This is a genomic window from Kosakonia beeri (genome assembly GCF_054165705.1).
Map to the genome: position 1 here is coordinate 1,160,368 of NZ_CM135106.1, position 15,473 is coordinate 1,175,840.

A 15,473-nucleotide genomic window follows, 5' to 3' on the forward strand; every position below is an offset into this window, starting at 1 on the left:
GATCGGGTTAGTCATGGCGCATTACGAATGCGTGTTGGCGTACTGTTTCACCGCTTCCATCGTTTTTTGGATATGCGTTTCCGGATTTCTGTCAGTGTAGCTCAGCAGGATCTTGCCATCGGGCGCTATCACAAATGAGGTGCGATCGGAGAGCGTTTTGCCTTTCATCTGCATCAGTGTTTCGTACTGGGTGGCCACTTTCGCGCCAGGATCGGCAGTGACGGTGAACTTGTCGCGGCATTCCAGCTTAGAAAACGCATCCACCTGATCGGGATTCCCGGCGGTTACGCCAATGACTGTCGCACCCAGTTTTTTGAAATCGTCGGTGGCTTCTGCAAAAGCGTGGGCTTCGATGGTACACCCCTTGCTGAATGCCGCCGGGAAGAAGTAGAGCACCACCGGGCCTTTTTGCAGGGTCTTTTGCAAGGAGAAGGTCAACGGTTTACCCGCCAGCGCGCCTTGCAGGGTGAAGTCCGGCGCTTGTGCGCCTGCGGGCAGGGCAGCATGGGCAGTGGCAACGCTCAGCAGAGCGGCGGTAGTCAGGCTAAGAACGAGTTTTGGTGTCATGTTGCGCTCCAGTTGGCTTAAGGTCATTAACACACATCTACAGTTCGCTGGCAGGCCAGGGAAAGTTTCGCGGCGGGTAAAAAAAATTGCGCTCCGCGCTATGCTGATAAAGTATTAAGCAAAGCCACAACAACGGTGCTGAATAAATGGAACCTTCCTTGCCTCAGGTGATTGACTTTATCCGCGAGTTCACGGGCTGCCGGCGTCAACCCATTCATGAGAATACCTGGCTGGAAGCCGATCTGGGCGTCACCGGTTACGATGGCGTTGATCTGCTGGAGGAGATCGCCGACGCCTTTGATGTGGTGCTCTGTACGGAAGAGGAGGGGTACCGCAAGACCTTCTCGCTGGGGGAAAACGAGTATCTGTTTGGCGGCGAAGGCCTGGATCTACTGGGTATCGGGCGTTTGATTGGGTGGCTGCGCGGTATTCCTGAACCGGTAATCCGCGATCTTAGCGTTGGGCAGTTGCATCAGGCTCTGGTCAGGGCGGCGCAGGAGAAGCGCCGTAGCACGACGTAATGGCTGAGTACACTAAATAAAACCCGCCAGCAGACGGGTTTTTTACGGCGATGCGTCAGTGTTTGACGATTTTTATAAAGGGCCGTCTTAATAACAGATGTGCGGCTTTTTTCAGCTTTTCCTTGAGGGGCCTGTTGGCGTAAATATGCTTCCAGGCCTGCTTTTTCTGCTGCTGTATGGCGTCACCGTCGCGATCGGCAATAGTGGTGATTTTTTCAAACTCCGGGTGGGTATTAATACATGCCGGAATGACCCCCAGCAGATGAATATGCCCGAAGTCTTTAAACGTTGACCATTGATCGGCAACACACCAGACCGGGAACAGGTTATCCAGCAGGTTTTTAGCCGCTTTTCTGTTAATAACGTACGCATGAGAGAAAGCGGCGTTATAAACATGGTGCAGAGCATCTTTCTCTGCCAGCAGCATTAGCGGTTTTTTACAGTACTGGTTTACCTTTGAGAGCAGGCATACATAGGGTTTATCGCCCTTGATATGCGCCGCCAGCCGGGCCAGTCGCTCGTTTATATCCGCCGGGATGAGTACGTCATCTTCGAGGATCAGCGCATGTTCATCTGTCGAGTTCAGTAACTTTTCATAGGCCAGAAGGTGGCTCATAGAACAGCCAATTTCGCCAGGCGTGATGGCGTAACTCTCTTTTTTTCGTAAAAATCCCAGAACGTTAGCGGGAATATCCCGGCCGTTAACGGCATCAATAAACGCATAATCCAGCTGTAATTCGCTGGCCTGCGCGGAGACTGACCGTCTCCGCTCCTCTGAGTGTTTCAGGCTAATAATATAGGTTTTCATTCCGTAACCATTATTGTTTTTATTTTCTGTGTGCCATAACAAGGTAACTCAATGTCAGCGTCGTTGAGAGGATCACAACATATTCAATCGAGGTCAGAACCACATCTGTCGCGCCGTACAATAAGGCTGAGAATGAGGCCAGCGCCACCGGCCCCACCACTTTTGGCGTGCTGATTTTGCAAATCAATGAGTAATAAAAGAACGCTAAAATAAGAATGCCAAACACACCAAACAGCGAGGCATACTGAATAAATTCGTTATGTAAGTGAATGGTCAAATAATCTGCCGCATTGGATTTTATATTTTTCTCCGCCAGATATTGCGTAATGGCGTTATTACGGTGCGACTCACTTTGACCCAGCGGCGACTCTTTAAAGGCGACAATACCCACCTTCCACATGCTGAAGCGTGCCCCTAACGAGGTGTAGTCCCAGCCATTGTTATATGCCTGGATATCCTGCAGCGTTGAGTCGAGTCGGGTGGTCAACATTTTATGGTTAACTGCGACTACCGCCACGAGGGCGATGCAGGCGGCAAGGATAATTTTGACGCTCAGCAGCTTGTCTTTATACATCGACACCGCGATCAACATCAGGCCAAGCAGGGGATGGATGACAATCGCGGCGCGGGTCTGGGTCAGGATCACGACATACGTGGAAATAATTAACAGCAACGCCTGAAGCGCATATTTAGCGCGGTGCTGCAGGGTGCTGATCAGTAGCGACGAGTACGCCAGCGCAAATGCGCTGTAGGCATATGCGGTTAACGTTGCCCGGTTAATGCCCAAAAAGATGCGATCCTGCGTGGTAATGCCCTGATAAATGCCGTAAGCGCTTGCAGCAACAAAGGCGACCGTCATCGCTGCGAGGGTCGTTTTTCTGAGCGTATCGGCAGGTAAATGGCGGTTAAAGCTTATCAGGTAACAGGCAATCGCTGAGGCAATAAACCAGCGTTTCGCCGGTGTAAATAGCAACTCTGATGAGGGATCGTGGCTGATCCAGGATGAGAGCGCCGACCACACGGCAAAAAGCAACGTCAACAGCATAAACAGCCGGGCGAGGGCATTTTTATCGCGGGTCCACTGTTTCATCGCCAGGTTAAGCAGCAGGCCTGTCGCGGAGAGATAACCGCTCCAGTAGAAGAGGATCCGCGCTGTTTTTTCGTGAAGAAACCCCGTTGGCAGCACTAAAACAAGGAGTGCAAATGCGAGCAAATAAACGTATTTCTCGATATTTGCCATAGTTGCTGGTTTTTCCATAATGCCTTCTTTAAATGTATTCATCTTACTGATTAGAAACAAAAATGTAGCATCAGAACATGCATTCCGATAATCATACGACGGTCGCCCCAATTTCCTTCATCTTATTGAGTACGCGGGATAATTCTTGCTCATCAAGCGCCAACTGGGCCGCCATAAAGAAAAGGATGTGCGGTGACATGGTGCGGGGAGATTTTCCGCCAGTGTATTTGCGCCACTGACTGTTACCGGCGACACCAGCCAGCTCTGCCATTTGATCGCCGGTGTAACCCAGCTGCTGTTTTAAACTCGCCAGATCCTGGGGCGCCGGTGGGGTGTAACGCGCGAGTGCTTTCATGGTCCAACTTTTGGTGATGGGCCGCAGCCGTCAATATGTTCGGGGCGTAACGATAGCCCTTTGGGGGCTATCTTTCAAGTATTCAGATTATTCTTAACGCTACGAAAATTAGCAGGTTATCTGGCCATCACCCGTGTGTATTTCTCGTTTTCTCCATCTCCATAGCGAGCCGGCTGACTTCACGATAAATATATTTCCGCCGTTGCTTGTGCAATATCCGCTGCGGAATAATCCGCTCGATCCATGTCGGTTTTCTACAAATATATGACGTAATGAGCTGCTGGCTCTCCTCTTCTGACCAGCCGTCCAGCTCCGGGGTGGGATTATAAAGAAGATTAGCCTGCAGGGCCGGGGCAACTTCCTCATCCAGGATCATCCAGATGATTTCCCGGCTCATTCCGGACGCGTTAAGGGTACGCGCCATCCACTGATAGTCATAATCCTGCAGCTCGCGTGCGGTAAACAGCGTTGAGAGGGCATGCCAGACGGGCGTGCGTGCAGCCAGTTCGCGTTCTGTCAGGTGCATTTCTTCTCCCTCGCCTGCTTTCGTAAATCGTTCATATAGCCGATGAGCACGGCTTCGTAAATAGAGGTGAGCCGATAAATCGCCATTTATTGTGCTATGACAGAGGCACCGCTTACATGCTATACGTTCGCATCGGCTAACAGGATAACAAACGCTATGGTTATTAATAAATTTCAATTGAGCGGAGGGATATATTTAACGTCACAGGGCAATATTTAAAAAGGTTTGCTGAATCATGATTACCACGATCATGATTATTACGCTTCTTGGCGTGTTCACATAATGAATGCAACGACTTTTATATAATCCATAAATTGATCGTGTGGATCATATTTTTCATATTTACATTAAGTATTTTCGCATCGCTGACGATAAACGATCTGATAACTGATTTCTCCTGATTCTCCTAATAAGTAAAACAGGCATCTGCAATCAGATATGTGCTTGAAATGACACTGAGTATTGAAAATAAAGAAATATTACTGAGGATACCTTTATGGCCCAGCTGTTACCATCGATTAAAAACCTGCCCGTTGCAGCGAAGCTGTTTGGCGGTTTTGCAATATTAATCATTATTATCATCCTCTCTTCACTTATCAGTATTCAACAGTCCGACACTATTCGCGATCATGCCTTAAAGGGAAAATTAATTAATGAAATCAGCGATCAACTCAATACCGCACGACGCAATCGTCTGACATACCAAATCAATCATGACGAAAAAGCCCTTCAGGCCAACAGAGATGCCATTGAAGCGATGGACCAAAAAGCCATAGGGGGCCTCAACTTTACCTGGGACAGCGATGCGCGGGTGATGTTTGATGAATTGCGCAGCACGATCCCTCTTTATGCCAGCTCTCGCGATGATTTTGTCAAACTGGAAAAAGTGACCGTTGAAAAATTACAGCGACTCACGACAGAAGACCTGAAAAAACAGCTTGATACATTCAGTGCCCGTCTTGCGCAGCAGGACGCTATTTCCAAAGATGAAATCCTATTACTTACTCATCTTAATAACATCTGGGTAGCCGCTTATGAAATCCAGTCCTCTGCGGGCCAGCGCGGCAAGGATATTTTTGCGACCGAACGTGATGCCGTTACAAAACTGATCGGCGCAGAGAACCAGGCCATTACCGCCGAAGACAAACAGATGGTGCAGGTGTTTCTTAAAGGTATGCAGGAAAACGTCGCTGCTTATGCGACTGCGCTGAGCCAGTCACAAAAAGCGGCAACCGACCTCACGGGAGTTGCTGAAAAAATCAACACCGTCACCACCCATTTGGTGACAGGCCAGACCCAAAAGAACCTCGATATTATTCAGCGTGTCATGCTGATTATGGGGCTGGTTGCTGTCTGTGCAGTGATCACTGGTTTGCTGGTCGCGTGGTTGCTGACCCGCCAGATGACGCGCCAGATAAAACACAACCTGACGCTGGCTGAACGTATCGCTGAAGGCGACCTGACAGCCGTGATTGAGCCGCAATCGAAAGATGAACTCGGTCGCCTGACGATGGCAATGGGCGTGATGAACGAAAAACTTCGCGAGATGATCAGCCAAATTAAGGAGTCTGTCATTCACGTGGCAAATGCATCATCGGATATCTCTGCGGGCAATACGGATTTGGCATCCCGCACAGAGGAACAATCTGCTGCGGTGGTGGAAACGGCTGCAAGCATGGAAGAGTTGACCTCAACCGTGAAACGTAACGCAGATAATGCGCGCGATGCCAGCCAGCTTGCGGTGGTGGCGGCTGAGCATGCCCGTTCCGGTGGGAAGATCGTCTGGGACGTGGTCAGCACGATGAATGCCATTACCGAAAGCTCCAACAAAATTACCGAAATCATCAGCGTCATAAATGGTATTTCTTTCCAGACCAATATCCTGGCGCTGAACGCGGCCGTTGAAGCGGCACGCGCAGGCGAACAAGGCCGGGGTTTTGCTGTCGTGGCCGGTGAGGTCAGGGGCCTGGCGCAACGCAGCGCGCAGGCCGCCAAGGAAATCGAAGGGCTGATAAAAGAATCCGTGCAACGCGTGCTTACCGGCTCTGAAATGGCGAACAAAGCCGGTGACACCATGGAGCAGATCGTTAACTCCGTCACCAACGTCAGCAGCATTATGAATGAAATCTCCGATGCGTCGGAAGAACAGAGCCGGGGCATTGACCAGATCGGTAAAGCGGTGACGGAGCTGGACTCCACCACCCAGCAGAACGCTGCGCTGGTGCAGGAGTCTTCTGCCGCTTCATCGTCACTCGAACAGCAGGCCGATCAACTGGCACAGCTTATTTCGGTGTTCCGACTGGGCACCAGCACAGAGAAGGCGAAATACAAACCCGCAGCGAAACCAGCCGGGGCAACCCTGCGACCAGCCGCCTCCACAAGCGGTGGGACAGACTGGGAATCGTTCTGATCCTCACCGCTGCGCAGCGCTGTGTTAATGATAAAAGCTACTCTTAGGAGTGGCTTTTGTTTTGTTTGGGGGAGCAGAGAAAGACGAAGGTCTCTGATTTAGCACTGCACTGATTTTGGGCCAGGGGCAGCTGGCCGGGATCTCAAAAAAAGCATGGAACTAAAACAGGTCTATTTACGCCATGGGGAGTCTCCCTGCGTTTAGGCCCAACGAAAACAATAGAGCTTTTCGTTGGGCCTATCAATGGGCCTAAAAGGTTCGGATGTAATTAGTTCTCTTCGGACTTCGCGGGACAAATTCAAGGCACAAAAAAGCCCGCAGGGCTTGCGCCATGCGGGCTCTTAGGACTTCATCGGATGACTCTGGTAATCACCGATGGAGAATTTTGGTGGAGCTGGCGGGAGTTGAACCCGCGTCCGAAATTCCTACATCCTCGGTACTACATGCTTAGTCCAGTCTTTACATTCGCTTGCCAGCTGCGGACGGACACGCCACTAACAAACTAGCCTGATTAGTTTTAACGCTTCAACCCCAGGCAGGGCATCCGCGCGATCTCTTTTGGGTTTGACCTCTCTTGATCCCCGTCCTAAGAGCGGAGGCTAGGGAGAGAGGGCTCTAAGCAGGTTATTAAGCTGCTAAAGCGTAGTTTTCGTCGTTTGCGACTATTTTTTTGCGGCTTTTTACGAGGCCAACCGCCCCTCGGCATGCACCTTGGGTTTCGCGAATCCCGTCGAATCCAGAATCAGCCCCAAAAGTGTGAAGCGAGTATAACACTTTTATGATGCAGCACACCAGTCCATATCGTCGTGGCGTTTTTATTAGGGGATGGGGGGAGCAAAATGAACAGAGGAGTAAACACAGTCAAGAAAAGCGAGGAAATCATGCCCTCTCCCGGCGTGAGAGGGCGGGGACGGGGCATCAGCGACCCGCGTTTTTCATGATGCGAGCTTTATCCAGCTGCCATTCGCGCTCTTTAAGATCGGTGCGCTTATCGTGCTGTTTCTTCCCTTTCGCCACGCCGATTTTGACTTTGCACCAGGCGTTTTTCCAGTACAGGGAGAGTGCCACGACGGTGTACCCGTCACGGTTGATGCGCCCGTAGAGGGTGTCCAGTTCGCGCTGGTTAAGCAGCAGTTTGCGTGTGCGGGTAGGGTCGCAAACATAGTGACTGGAAGCGACCGTAAGTGGTGTGAAGTTAGCGCCGAACAGATAGGCTTCGCTGTCTTTCAGAATCACGTAGCTGTCGCCAATGTTTGCTTTACCCGCGCGCAAGGATTTAACTTCCCAGCCCTGCAGCGCAAGCCCGGCCTCAAATTCCTCTTCGATAAAGTACTCGTGGCGGGCGCGCTTATTCAGCGCAATGGTGGCTGAGCCTGGTTTATGTGCTTTTTTCTTCGTCATAGTGTCGTAAAGCCATCCGGTAATCTGATATCTGAAACTGACCTCATTGCGTCCTGTGAGGTTTAACGCGTTATCTTAGCATGAGTTCCGGCTTAGCGTTTTCCTTTCATCCTGGGGAAATGTTATTATTTGGTGATTGTGTGAACGCGGAAAACCCTAATGCCTCAGATTAGCCGGACTGCGCTGGTACCTTACAGCGCGGAACAAATGTATCAGTTAGTGAACGATGTGAAATCTTACCCGCAGTTTTTGCCAGGCTGCACCGGAAGCCGGGTGCTGGAATCCGGGCCGACGCAAATGACTGCAGCGGTGGATGTCTCTAAAGCCGGGATCAGTAAGACCTTTACAACCCGCAATACGCTGGCCGCGAACCAGAGCATTTTGATGCATCTGGTCGATGGGCCTTTCAAATCGTTAATGGGCGGCTGGAAGTTTACGCCGCTCAGCGCCGACGCCTGCCGCATTGAATTCCAGCTGGATTTTGAATTTACCAATAAGCTGATTGAACTCGCCTTTGGGCGCATCTTTAAAGAGCTGGCCGCGAATATGGTGCAGGCTTTTACCCATCGCGCGAAAGAGGTTTACCGTGTTGGGTAAAATCGCCGTTGAGGTGGCTTATGCCTTGCCGGAAAAACAGTATTTGCAGCGAGTGATGCTGGAAGAAGGGGCGACCGTTGAACAGGCGATTGTGGCTTCGGGCCTGCTTGAACTGCGCGACGATATCGATTTGAACGTCAATAAAGTCGGTATTTACAGTCGACCGGCGAAGCTTCACGACGCCGTACGTGATGGTGACCGTGTTGAGATTTACCGCCCGCTGATCGCCGATCCGAAAGAGCTGCGTCGCCAGCGTGCAGAAAAAGCCGCCAGCGCAAAAAAATGATTCTGCTTACTTCGCCGCTGTGTTGGCTTTTAGCAGGGGGTTCAGGCGCGAAGCGGCGTTTTTCCAGGGCGAGGCCGTATTAAACTGGATCATTCGCCCCCGGGTCCATTTGCCGTACCACGGTTGCAGATAAAGTGCTTCGTTGCTGTAGCCTTCTACCAGTGTTACCAGCGCCTGATAGCACTGCTCCAGCTTTGCGCGCAGTATTAACCAGTCGGTGATTTCTGCATAATCATGGTAGTACTTTTGCGCCAGCCTGCCGAGCTCGCTCCATTTGAATCCCGTTGCCGGAAAATCAATTTCCTCTCCTGCTGCTTCCTGTTGATGCCAGTAAAGCACCTGCTCTCCCCAGCCGAGTAAATAACTGACCAGGTTTGCAGGGCTCATCGTGGTGCCGGCGGCATGGCCTTCGAGCAGAGGGGTAAATACGGTTTCTGTGGGCAGGCGATCGAGTTTCTTCTGCAAACTAAGCCAGGATTTCGTCATTGAGGCCAGCAGTTCGTTTTTGCTTTGCGGTACAGCCATTATTTCCTCCCTGGAAATAAAAAAGGTACCTTTCGGTACCTTTCTGTGGTTGCGGTATTACTGTTTGGTCAGAGCGGGTTTGTTATCCAGATTGGTTAACACGCCGTTGCTGTTGAAGGTCAGCGTCAGGGTTTGCTGGCTGACATCTTCATGGCCTGGCTGCTGGCGGAACACATAGAACCAGGTGTTGCTGCCAAATGGATCGGTCATCATTGGAGTGCCAAGAGCATAAGCAACCTGCTGTTGCGTCATGCCAACGCGGATTTTGGAGACATCGTTAGGGGTCAGGTAGTTCCCCTGGTTGATATCAGGGCGGTAAACCACGCGTTCTACAGTAGAGCAACCAGCGGTCAACATCAGGAGAACCGCTGCGGCAGCAGTCAGCATTTTACAGCGCATAGTGATTTGATTCCTTTTCGGGCCCGAACAATACGTGGCTCATATGTAATATGCCGATGATAATAGACCTTTCGCCAGTTTAAAACCTCTGCGGCCTGGTCTGTTGTCGATTTTGTCGGGAAGTCTGACCCTGAGAACGCGAAAAAGTTTACGCTGCCAGCAGCTCTTTCGCATTCGCTAGTGCATTTCTTGTCACTTCACTGCCGCCTAACAGGCGCGCCAGCTCCTGCAAACGGGCCCGTTTATCCAGTGGCTGCATATGGGTTTCGGTCATCGCGCCGTCGGTTTCTTTACTCACATAGAAATGATGGTGCCCACAGCCCGCCACTTGCGGCAGGTGAGTTACACACATGACCTGTGTCGATTCGCCCAACTGACGCAACAGCTTGCCAACTACGGCGGCAGTCGGGCCGCTGATGCCGACATCTACTTCATCGAAAATCAGTGCCGGGGTTTCCATTTTACGGGCGGTGATCACCTGAATAGCTAGCGCAATGCGCGACAGTTCGCCGCCCGAGGCGACTTTGGCAATGGACTGCAACGGCTGACCGGGGTTCGTGGTCACGCGGAACTCAATGCGGTCGGCGCCTTCTGCGGTCAACGAACGTTCATCAAATGACACATCGATGTCGAATACGCCATGCGGCATAGAGAGCGCATGCATGCTTTCGGTGATCAACTGGCTCAATTCCTTAGCATATCGCACACGCTGCTCGTGTAGCTGCTGTGCGCTGGCCAGTGCCAGTTGGTGATGTTTGCTGACAGCCAGCGTCAGCGTTTCTTGCGAATCGGCCTGATCGTCCAGCAACTGTTGCTCATCAAGCAGTGACTGGTGGAACTGCGGCAATTCTTCGGGGCTGATATGGTGCTTGCGGGCCAGCGAAATTTGACGCGAGAGGCGTTGCTCCAGTTCATAGAGACGATTCGGATCAAGATCCAGACGGTCACAGTAGTGACGGAGTTCATCACTGGCTTCGCTCACCTGAATGGCGGCTTCTTCCAGCATATCCAGCACGCTGGAGAGGCGAGTATCCATGCCCGCCAGCTCCGTCAGCAGCTGACGGGCGGTATACAGCTGGCTTTGTAAATTCATCTCTTCGCCCTCTGCAAGAATGTTCAGCGCATGCTGACTGGTTGAGAGCAACTGCCCGCTGTTTGCCAGCCGTTTGTACTCTTCGTCGATCTGTTCAAACTCGCCAGGCTGCGGATGAAATTCATTGAGCTCTTTCAGCTGGTAGTGCAATAACTCCGCGCGTGCAGCGCGCTCCTGGCTCTGTTGTTGATGCTGCGCCAGCTCACGGCAGCTTTGATGCCATGCGCGGTAGTGCTCCGCCATTTGCAAAGTGAGTGCGTACTCACCGGCATAGCCATCCAGCAGAGTTTTCTGATGTTCGGGTTTGATCAACAGCTGATGGGCGTGCTGACCGTGGATCTGGATCAGCAACTGACCCAGTTCACGCAGTTGTGAAAGAGGAACGGCTGTGCCGTTGATAAAGCCGCGGGAGCGCCCGTCGCTGCTGATGACGCGGCGAAGTAAACACTCACGCCCGTCTTCCAGTTGATTATCTTCCAGCCAGCGTTGAGCGGCTGGTGTGTCTTTCAACGCAAAGCGGGCGCACAAATCGGCACGGGGAGCGCCTGCACGCACCATGTCGGCTTCGGCCCGACCACCCAGGCACAGCCCAAGCGCGTCGATAGCAATGGATTTACCCGCCCCGGTCTCGCCGGTAATGGCCGTCATCCCGCTGTGAAAGTCGATCTCAAGCTCACGAACGATAGCAAAATTGCTGATGGTCAGTTGTGCCAACATGGTTGCTTTCCTGTATGAAAAACCATAACTGTGTTTTCATACAGTATAAACTGGTTTTATATACAGTAAAGTGTTGTTCAATGATTTTCAGAACAATTTTTTCGACCAGCCAAGTTTGGAGCTTAGGGTATTGAAATAACTGTAGTCTTTGGGGTGAATGAGATTCAGGTGGTAGTCGCAGCGGCGGATCAAGACATCTTCGCCTTCCTGGATCGGCAGGGCGATTTGGCTATCGCAACTGACTTCCAGGTCGCTACGGCGATGAGAGAAGCGCAGACGAATGGTGCTACTGCTGTTAATCACCAAAGGACGTGCAGACAGCGTATGCGGGAACATCGGCACCAGCGTGATGGCATCCAGCGACGGAGTAAGGATTGGGCCACCAGCCGAGAGCGAATAAGCGGTAGAGCCGGTCGGGGTAGAAATGATCAAACCGTCTGAACGTTGGGAAAAAGCGAAGACTTCATCGATATACACTTCGAATTCAATCATATGTGCCACTTTTCCTGGGTGCAGCACCACTTCATTGATAGCGGTGCTGATGCGTTTCTGGCACGCCTGCTGGCAGACCTGGACTTCCAGCAGAAAACGTTTTTCCGCGATATAATGCCCCTCCAGCACATCTGCGAGCTGCTGTTGGGCGTTATCCGGGTCGAGGTCTGTCAGAAAACCGAGATTACCGCGGTTAATACCGATAACATTGATATCATATCGCGCCAGTGTGCGCGCTGCGCCCAGCATATTGCCGTCGCCGCCGACCACCACCGCCAGGTCGGCGAACTGGCCAATTTCCGCCAGTGTGCCGGTTCTCACGTTTTTGAGCTGTAGCTCCTGGGCAATCTGTTGTTCGACAATGACGTCATAGCCTTTGGCGCTCAGCCAGCGGTAAAGCATTTCATGTGTGGTCAGCGCGGTAGGGTGGCGTGGGTGCCCGACAATACCAATACACTTGAAATGGTGAGTCATTTTCTGCTGGTCCTTGTGGCGAATGAATGATGACAATCTGTCACGTTCCCTTGAATCCCGGAAACTGATCCCCATAATAAGCCAGGTTAGCGAGATGAATGCAAAAAAACGCGGAGAAATTCATGAGTAGTAAAGAACAGAAAACGCCTGACGGGCAAGCCCCGGAAGAAATTATCATGGAACAGCACGAAGACGTTGAGGCCGTTGTTGAGTCTGACGATTCTGTTGAGCAGGTGGATCCGCGCGATGAGAAAATTGCGAACCTTGAAACGCAATTAGCCGAAGCGCAAAACCGCGAGCGCGAAGCCGTTCTCCGCGTCAAAGCGGAAATGGAAAACCTGCGTCGCCGTACCGAGCTGGACGTTGAGAAAGCGCATAAGTTCGCGCTGGAAAAATTTGTCAACGAACTGCTGCCGGTTGTCGATAGCCTGGATCGCGCGCTGGAAGTGGCAGACAAAAACAACGCTGACATGGCACCCATGGTTGAAGGTATTGAATTAACGCTGAAATCCATGCTGGACGTGGTGAAGAAATTCGGCGTTGAAGTCATTGCCGATACCAATGTTCCTCTGGATCCAAACGTGCATCAGGCCATTGCGATGGTGGAATCTGATGAAGTGGAAGCCGGGAAAGTTCTGGGCGTCATGCAGAAAGGTTACACCCTCAATGGCCGTACAATCCGCGCCGCGATGGTCACGGTAGCCAAAGCAAAGGCGTAAGTGCCTGGCGGTTGGTGCGATTCCCCCTCTTTTGCAACGAAGGGGAATCGCAGACGCAAAACCACGCTCTGAGGGCGTGGTTTTTTATTCGGTCACGCTCTCGCGCAGGGTTTTCACCGGGATCACTTTTACCTGCTTAATCATATTGTCCTGCACGTCGAGAATATCGATATCGTACTGTTCAATACGCACGCGGGTGCCGATGGCAGGGATCTCTTCCAGCGCTTCCAGTAGCATGCCGTTAATTGTGCGGGCTTCGTCTTCCGGCAGCCGCCAGTTAAACGCTTTGTTCAGCTCGCGCACGCTGGCACCGCCTTCTATTATCACGGAGCCGTCGTTTTGCGGCGTTGCTTCGTCTGCCAGCGCCGGAGACATGGATGTGGTGAAATCGCCGACAATCTCTTCGAGAATATCTTCCACCGTAATCAACCCCTGAATATCACCGTACTCATCCACCACCAGGCCGACTTTTTTCTTATTACGCTGGAACTTAACCAGCTGTACGCTCAGCGGCGTACCTTCAGGCACGTAGTAGATTTCGTCGGCAGCACGCAACATGACTTCTTTGGTGAACTCTTTTTTCTCGGTCATCAGACGGTAGGCTTCGCGTACGCGCAGCATGCTGATGGCATCGTCCAGCGAATCGCGATAAAGCACAATGCGGCCATGTGGCGAATGGGTAAGCTGACGAACAATCGATTTCCAGTCGTCGTTAATGTCGATCCCGACGATATCATTGCGTGGCACCATGATGTCATTCACGCTGACCTTTTCCAGATCAAGCACTGACAGCAACATATCCTGGTTGCGGCGGGAAATTTGCGAGCGGGATTCGTTGACGATGGTACGTAACTCATCTTTACTGAGCGCGCCGCTGACGACGACATCGGCTTTAATGCCAATCATGCGCATCAGCACACGCGTCACGCCGTTTAGCAGCCATACCAGTGGCAACATAATGACTTGCAACGGCGCCAATAAAAAGCTGCTCGGGAAGGCGACCTTTTCGGGATAGAGTGCGGCGATGGTTTTTGGCAACACTTCGGCAAACACCAGCACCACGAAGGTCAGCACACCCGTGGCAATAGCGACCCCAGCGTTGCCATACAGACGCATGCCGACGATGGTGCCGATAGCCGAGGCGAGAATGTTGACGAGGTTATTGCCAATCAGCACCAGGCTTATCAGTCGGTCGGGCTTGCGCAGCAGTTTTTCGACGCGGCGGGCCGCACGGTTACCCTGCTTAGCCAGATGACGCAGGCGATAGCGGTTAAGCGTCATCATCCCGGTTTCAGAACCGGAAAAATACGCCGAGACCACGACCATAATGACCAGGGTAATGATCAGCGTCGTGGTAGAGATGTGTTCCAGAGGGAACTCCTTTGTTTTTTAGCTCAGAAATTCTTGCAGAACGCGGCTGCCGAAATAGGCCAGCGTTAAAATTCCCGCGCCCGCAACATTGAACCAGACGACGCGACGACCGCGCCAGCCTTCGTGGTAGTGACCCCACAGCAGGACGATATAGACAAACCAGGCGACGATAGAGAGCACGGCTTTGTCGATATTTTCCATGCTGAACAGGTTCTTCATAAAGAATAACCCGGTACAAAGCGTCAGCGTAAGCAGGACCACCCCAACCTGGGTGATGTGGAACATTTTCCGCTCGATCACCATCAGCGGCGGCATTTCGCTGCTAAAGGCCAGCCGCTTGTTTTTTAACTGATAGTCAATCCATGCCAGTTGCAGGGCATACATTGCCGCAATAATTAAAGTAGCGTAGGAGAAGAGCGATAGCCCAATGTGCACCATCATGCCGGGTGTCGCTTCCAGATGCGTAATGTATTCATTCGGTACAAAAATCGCGAAAGCGAGGTTAATCAGCGCAAAGGTGTAGACAATAGGCAACAGCAGCCAGCCGCGGTTTTTAGAGGCGACAATGGTCATTACCGTACAGATCATCAGGCTGACCAGCGAGCCGACGTTGAGCAGGCTGAGGTTTTGCCCACCGTCATCGGGGAAGATGCGTTCCTTCAACCCGAAGCCGTGGCAAATCAACGCGATAACCGCTGAAAGAATGGCCATTCTGCGCCAGCCGCTGTTTTTTTGGAGCAGGCCAGGAACAATCAGCGCAATGCTGATGGAGTAGGCAACAAGAGCGATCAGAGCAAAAACGGGCATATAGGTGTCGGCAGTTGACTGAAGAAGAAAGAAAAACAGTATAGCGTCACGTGACCGCTGCTCCAACAGTTGCATCACATACAGGAGCCTGGTGTTCATGTTATACTGCGGGAAATTCTGTAATGCGTCGCCCTGGCGGCCAATCGTAACACCTCAGGCGAGAGA

General features: G+C 51.9%; 17 protein-coding genes and 1 other RNA gene. 5 read left to right on the plus strand and 13 right to left on the minus strand.

Features of this window, described 5'->3' with window-relative positions; all coding sequences use genetic code 11:
- Positions 1 to 21: 21 nt before the first annotated feature.
- On the minus strand, positions 22 to 567 hold the full coding sequence (locus tag ACUY4S_RS05710) for a peroxiredoxin (protein ID WP_458023220.1): 546 nt from the start codon (positions 565 to 567) through the stop codon (positions 22 to 24).
- A 146-nt stretch (positions 568 to 713) separates the two neighbouring features.
- On the opposite strand from ACUY4S_RS05710, the gene ACUY4S_RS05715 reads away from it, so the two are divergent.
- The gene (locus tag ACUY4S_RS05715; RefSeq protein WP_312692159.1) at positions 714 to 1,088 is read left to right on the plus strand and encodes a hypothetical protein; all 375 of its coding nucleotides are present in this window, start codon (positions 714 to 716) and stop codon (positions 1,086 to 1,088) included.
- 55 nt (positions 1,089 to 1,143) lie between these two features.
- Here the strand turns inward: ACUY4S_RS05715 and ACUY4S_RS05720 are convergent, their stop codons facing one another.
- The 4 genes from ACUY4S_RS05720 to ACUY4S_RS05735 all read right to left on the minus strand — a co-directional run bounded on the left by ACUY4S_RS05720 (position 1,144) and on the right by ACUY4S_RS05735 (position 4,017).
- Entirely contained in the window at positions 1,144 to 1,896 is a 753-nt protein-coding gene (locus tag ACUY4S_RS05720; protein WP_458023221.1) for a glycosyltransferase family 25 protein, read from the minus strand.
- A 19-nt stretch (positions 1,897 to 1,915) separates the two neighbouring features.
- Positions 1,916 to 3,154, minus strand: a complete 1,239-nt coding sequence (locus ACUY4S_RS05725) for an O-antigen ligase family protein (RefSeq protein ID WP_458023222.1) — start codon at positions 3,152 to 3,154, stop codon at positions 1,916 to 1,918.
- 73 nt (positions 3,155 to 3,227) lie between these two features.
- Entirely contained in the window at positions 3,228 to 3,491 is a 264-nt protein-coding gene (locus ACUY4S_RS05730; RefSeq protein WP_458023223.1) for an XRE family transcriptional regulator, read from the minus strand.
- A gap of 127 nt (positions 3,492 to 3,618) precedes the next feature.
- Positions 3,619 to 4,017 carry a DUF7079 family protein gene (locus tag ACUY4S_RS05735; RefSeq protein WP_458023224.1) on the minus strand — a complete coding sequence of 133 codons (399 nt, stop codon included), beginning with the start codon at positions 4,015 to 4,017 and terminating at the stop codon, positions 3,619 to 3,621.
- Between the two features lie 496 nt (positions 4,018 to 4,513).
- Here ACUY4S_RS05735 and ACUY4S_RS05740 point away from each other — a divergent pair, with 496 nt between their 5' ends.
- Entirely contained in the window at positions 4,514 to 6,427 is a 1,914-nt protein-coding gene (locus ACUY4S_RS05740) for a methyl-accepting chemotaxis protein (RefSeq protein ID WP_458023225.1), read from the plus strand.
- Positions 6,428 to 6,813: 386 nt separating this feature from the next.
- Here the strand turns inward: ACUY4S_RS05740 and ssrA are convergent.
- Positions 6,814 to 7,177: a transfer-messenger RNA gene (gene ssrA, locus ACUY4S_RS05745) on the minus strand.
- Between the two features lie 168 nt (positions 7,178 to 7,345).
- A complete protein-coding gene (gene smpB, locus ACUY4S_RS05750; protein WP_312692627.1) occupies positions 7,346 to 7,828 on the minus strand; it encodes an SsrA-binding protein SmpB in 483 nt (160 codons plus the stop codon).
- 159 nt (positions 7,829 to 7,987) lie between these two features.
- On the opposite strand from smpB, the gene ACUY4S_RS05755 reads away from it, so the two are divergent.
- Together ACUY4S_RS05755 and ACUY4S_RS05760 are read left to right on the plus strand one after the other, a co-directional pair.
- Entirely contained in the window at positions 7,988 to 8,425 is a 438-nt protein-coding gene (locus ACUY4S_RS05755; RefSeq protein WP_312692629.1) for a type II toxin-antitoxin system RatA family toxin, read from the plus strand.
- Complete coding sequence (locus ACUY4S_RS05760) at positions 8,415 to 8,711, plus strand: RnfH family protein (RefSeq protein ID WP_312692631.1); 297 nt, start codon at positions 8,415 to 8,417, stop codon at positions 8,709 to 8,711. Before ACUY4S_RS05755 ends, ACUY4S_RS05760 begins: the two co-directional genes overlap by 11 nt.
- A 6-nt stretch (positions 8,712 to 8,717) precedes the next feature.
- On the opposite strand, the gene ACUY4S_RS05765 is transcribed toward ACUY4S_RS05760, so the two are convergent.
- The 4 genes from ACUY4S_RS05765 to nadK form a co-directional block, all read right to left on the minus strand.
- Positions 8,718 to 9,236, minus strand: coding sequence for a ClbS/DfsB family four-helix bundle protein (locus ACUY4S_RS05765; protein ID WP_458023226.1), 519 nt, complete (start codon positions 9,234 to 9,236; stop codon positions 8,718 to 8,720).
- 57 nt (positions 9,237 to 9,293) lie between these two features.
- Complete coding sequence (gene bamE, locus ACUY4S_RS05770; RefSeq protein WP_312692635.1) at positions 9,294 to 9,635, minus strand: outer membrane protein assembly factor BamE; 342 nt, start codon at positions 9,633 to 9,635, stop codon at positions 9,294 to 9,296.
- Positions 9,636 to 9,783: 148 nt separating this feature from the next.
- The gene (gene recN, locus ACUY4S_RS05775; protein ID WP_458023227.1) at positions 9,784 to 11,445 is read right to left on the minus strand and encodes a DNA repair protein RecN; all 1,662 of its coding nucleotides are present in this window, start codon (positions 11,443 to 11,445) and stop codon (positions 9,784 to 9,786) included.
- An 87-nt stretch (positions 11,446 to 11,532) separates the two neighbouring features.
- Positions 11,533 to 12,411: an NAD(+) kinase gene (nadK, locus tag ACUY4S_RS05780; protein ID WP_458023228.1), complete on the minus strand. Its 879-nt coding sequence runs from the start codon at positions 12,409 to 12,411 to the stop codon at positions 11,533 to 11,535.
- A 122-nt stretch (positions 12,412 to 12,533) separates the two neighbouring features.
- Here nadK and grpE point away from each other — a divergent pair, with 122 nt between their 5' ends.
- Positions 12,534 to 13,130 (plus strand): nucleotide exchange factor GrpE, encoded by a 597-nt coding sequence (gene grpE, locus ACUY4S_RS05785; RefSeq protein WP_312692641.1) that lies wholly within the window; start codon positions 12,534 to 12,536, stop codon positions 13,128 to 13,130.
- An 84-nt stretch (positions 13,131 to 13,214) separates the two neighbouring features.
- On the opposite strand, the gene ACUY4S_RS05790 is transcribed toward grpE, so the two are convergent.
- Complete coding sequence (locus tag ACUY4S_RS05790) at positions 13,215 to 14,501, minus strand: HlyC/CorC family transporter (RefSeq protein WP_312692735.1); 1,287 nt, start codon at positions 14,499 to 14,501, stop codon at positions 13,215 to 13,217.
- 18 nt (positions 14,502 to 14,519) lie between these two features.
- Positions 14,520 to 15,308, minus strand: coding sequence for a cytochrome C assembly family protein (locus tag ACUY4S_RS05795; protein WP_312692737.1), 789 nt, complete (start codon positions 15,306 to 15,308; stop codon positions 14,520 to 14,522).
- Between the last annotated feature and the right edge of the window lie 165 nt (positions 15,309 to 15,473).

What these genes read in the sequence shown, in the direction of transcription:
- ACUY4S_RS05710 (WP_458023220.1), bottom strand. Translation starts at nt 567, where the DNA reads ATGACACCAAAACTCGTTCTTAGCCTGACTACCGCCGCTCTGCTGAGC.
- ACUY4S_RS05715 (WP_312692159.1), top strand. Translation starts at nt 714, where the DNA reads ATGGAACCTTCCTTGCCTCAGGTGATTGACTTTATCCGCGAGTTCACG.
- ACUY4S_RS05720 (WP_458023221.1), bottom strand. Translation starts at nt 1,896, where the DNA reads ATGAAAACCTATATTATTAGCCTGAAACACTCAGAGGAGCGGAGACGG.
- ACUY4S_RS05725 (WP_458023222.1), bottom strand. Translation starts at nt 3,154, where the DNA reads ATGGAAAAACCAGCAACTATGGCAAATATCGAGAAATACGTTTATTTG.
- ACUY4S_RS05730 (WP_458023223.1), bottom strand. Translation starts at nt 3,491, where the DNA reads ATGAAAGCACTCGCGCGTTACACCCCACCGGCGCCCCAGGATCTGGCG.
- ACUY4S_RS05735 (WP_458023224.1), bottom strand. Translation starts at nt 4,017, where the DNA reads ATGCACCTGACAGAACGCGAACTGGCTGCACGCACGCCCGTCTGGCAT.
- ACUY4S_RS05740 (WP_458023225.1), top strand. Translation starts at nt 4,514, where the DNA reads ATGGCCCAGCTGTTACCATCGATTAAAAACCTGCCCGTTGCAGCGAAG.
- smpB (WP_312692627.1), bottom strand. Translation starts at nt 7,828, where the DNA reads ATGACGAAGAAAAAAGCACATAAACCAGGCTCAGCCACCATTGCGCTG.
- ACUY4S_RS05755 (WP_312692629.1), top strand. Translation starts at nt 7,988, where the DNA reads ATGCCTCAGATTAGCCGGACTGCGCTGGTACCTTACAGCGCGGAACAA.
- ACUY4S_RS05765 (WP_458023226.1), bottom strand. Translation starts at nt 9,236, where the DNA reads ATGGCTGTACCGCAAAGCAAAAACGAACTGCTGGCCTCAATGACGAAA.
- bamE (WP_312692635.1), bottom strand. Translation starts at nt 9,635, where the DNA reads ATGCGCTGTAAAATGCTGACTGCTGCCGCAGCGGTTCTCCTGATGTTG.
- recN (WP_458023227.1), bottom strand. Translation starts at nt 11,445, where the DNA reads ATGTTGGCACAACTGACCATCAGCAATTTTGCTATCGTTCGTGAGCTT.
- nadK (WP_458023228.1), bottom strand. Translation starts at nt 12,411, where the DNA reads ATGACTCACCATTTCAAGTGTATTGGTATTGTCGGGCACCCACGCCAC.
- grpE (WP_312692641.1), top strand. Translation starts at nt 12,534, where the DNA reads ATGAGTAGTAAAGAACAGAAAACGCCTGACGGGCAAGCCCCGGAAGAA.
- ACUY4S_RS05795 (WP_312692737.1), bottom strand. Translation starts at nt 15,308, where the DNA reads ATGCCCGTTTTTGCTCTGATCGCTCTTGTTGCCTACTCCATCAGCATT.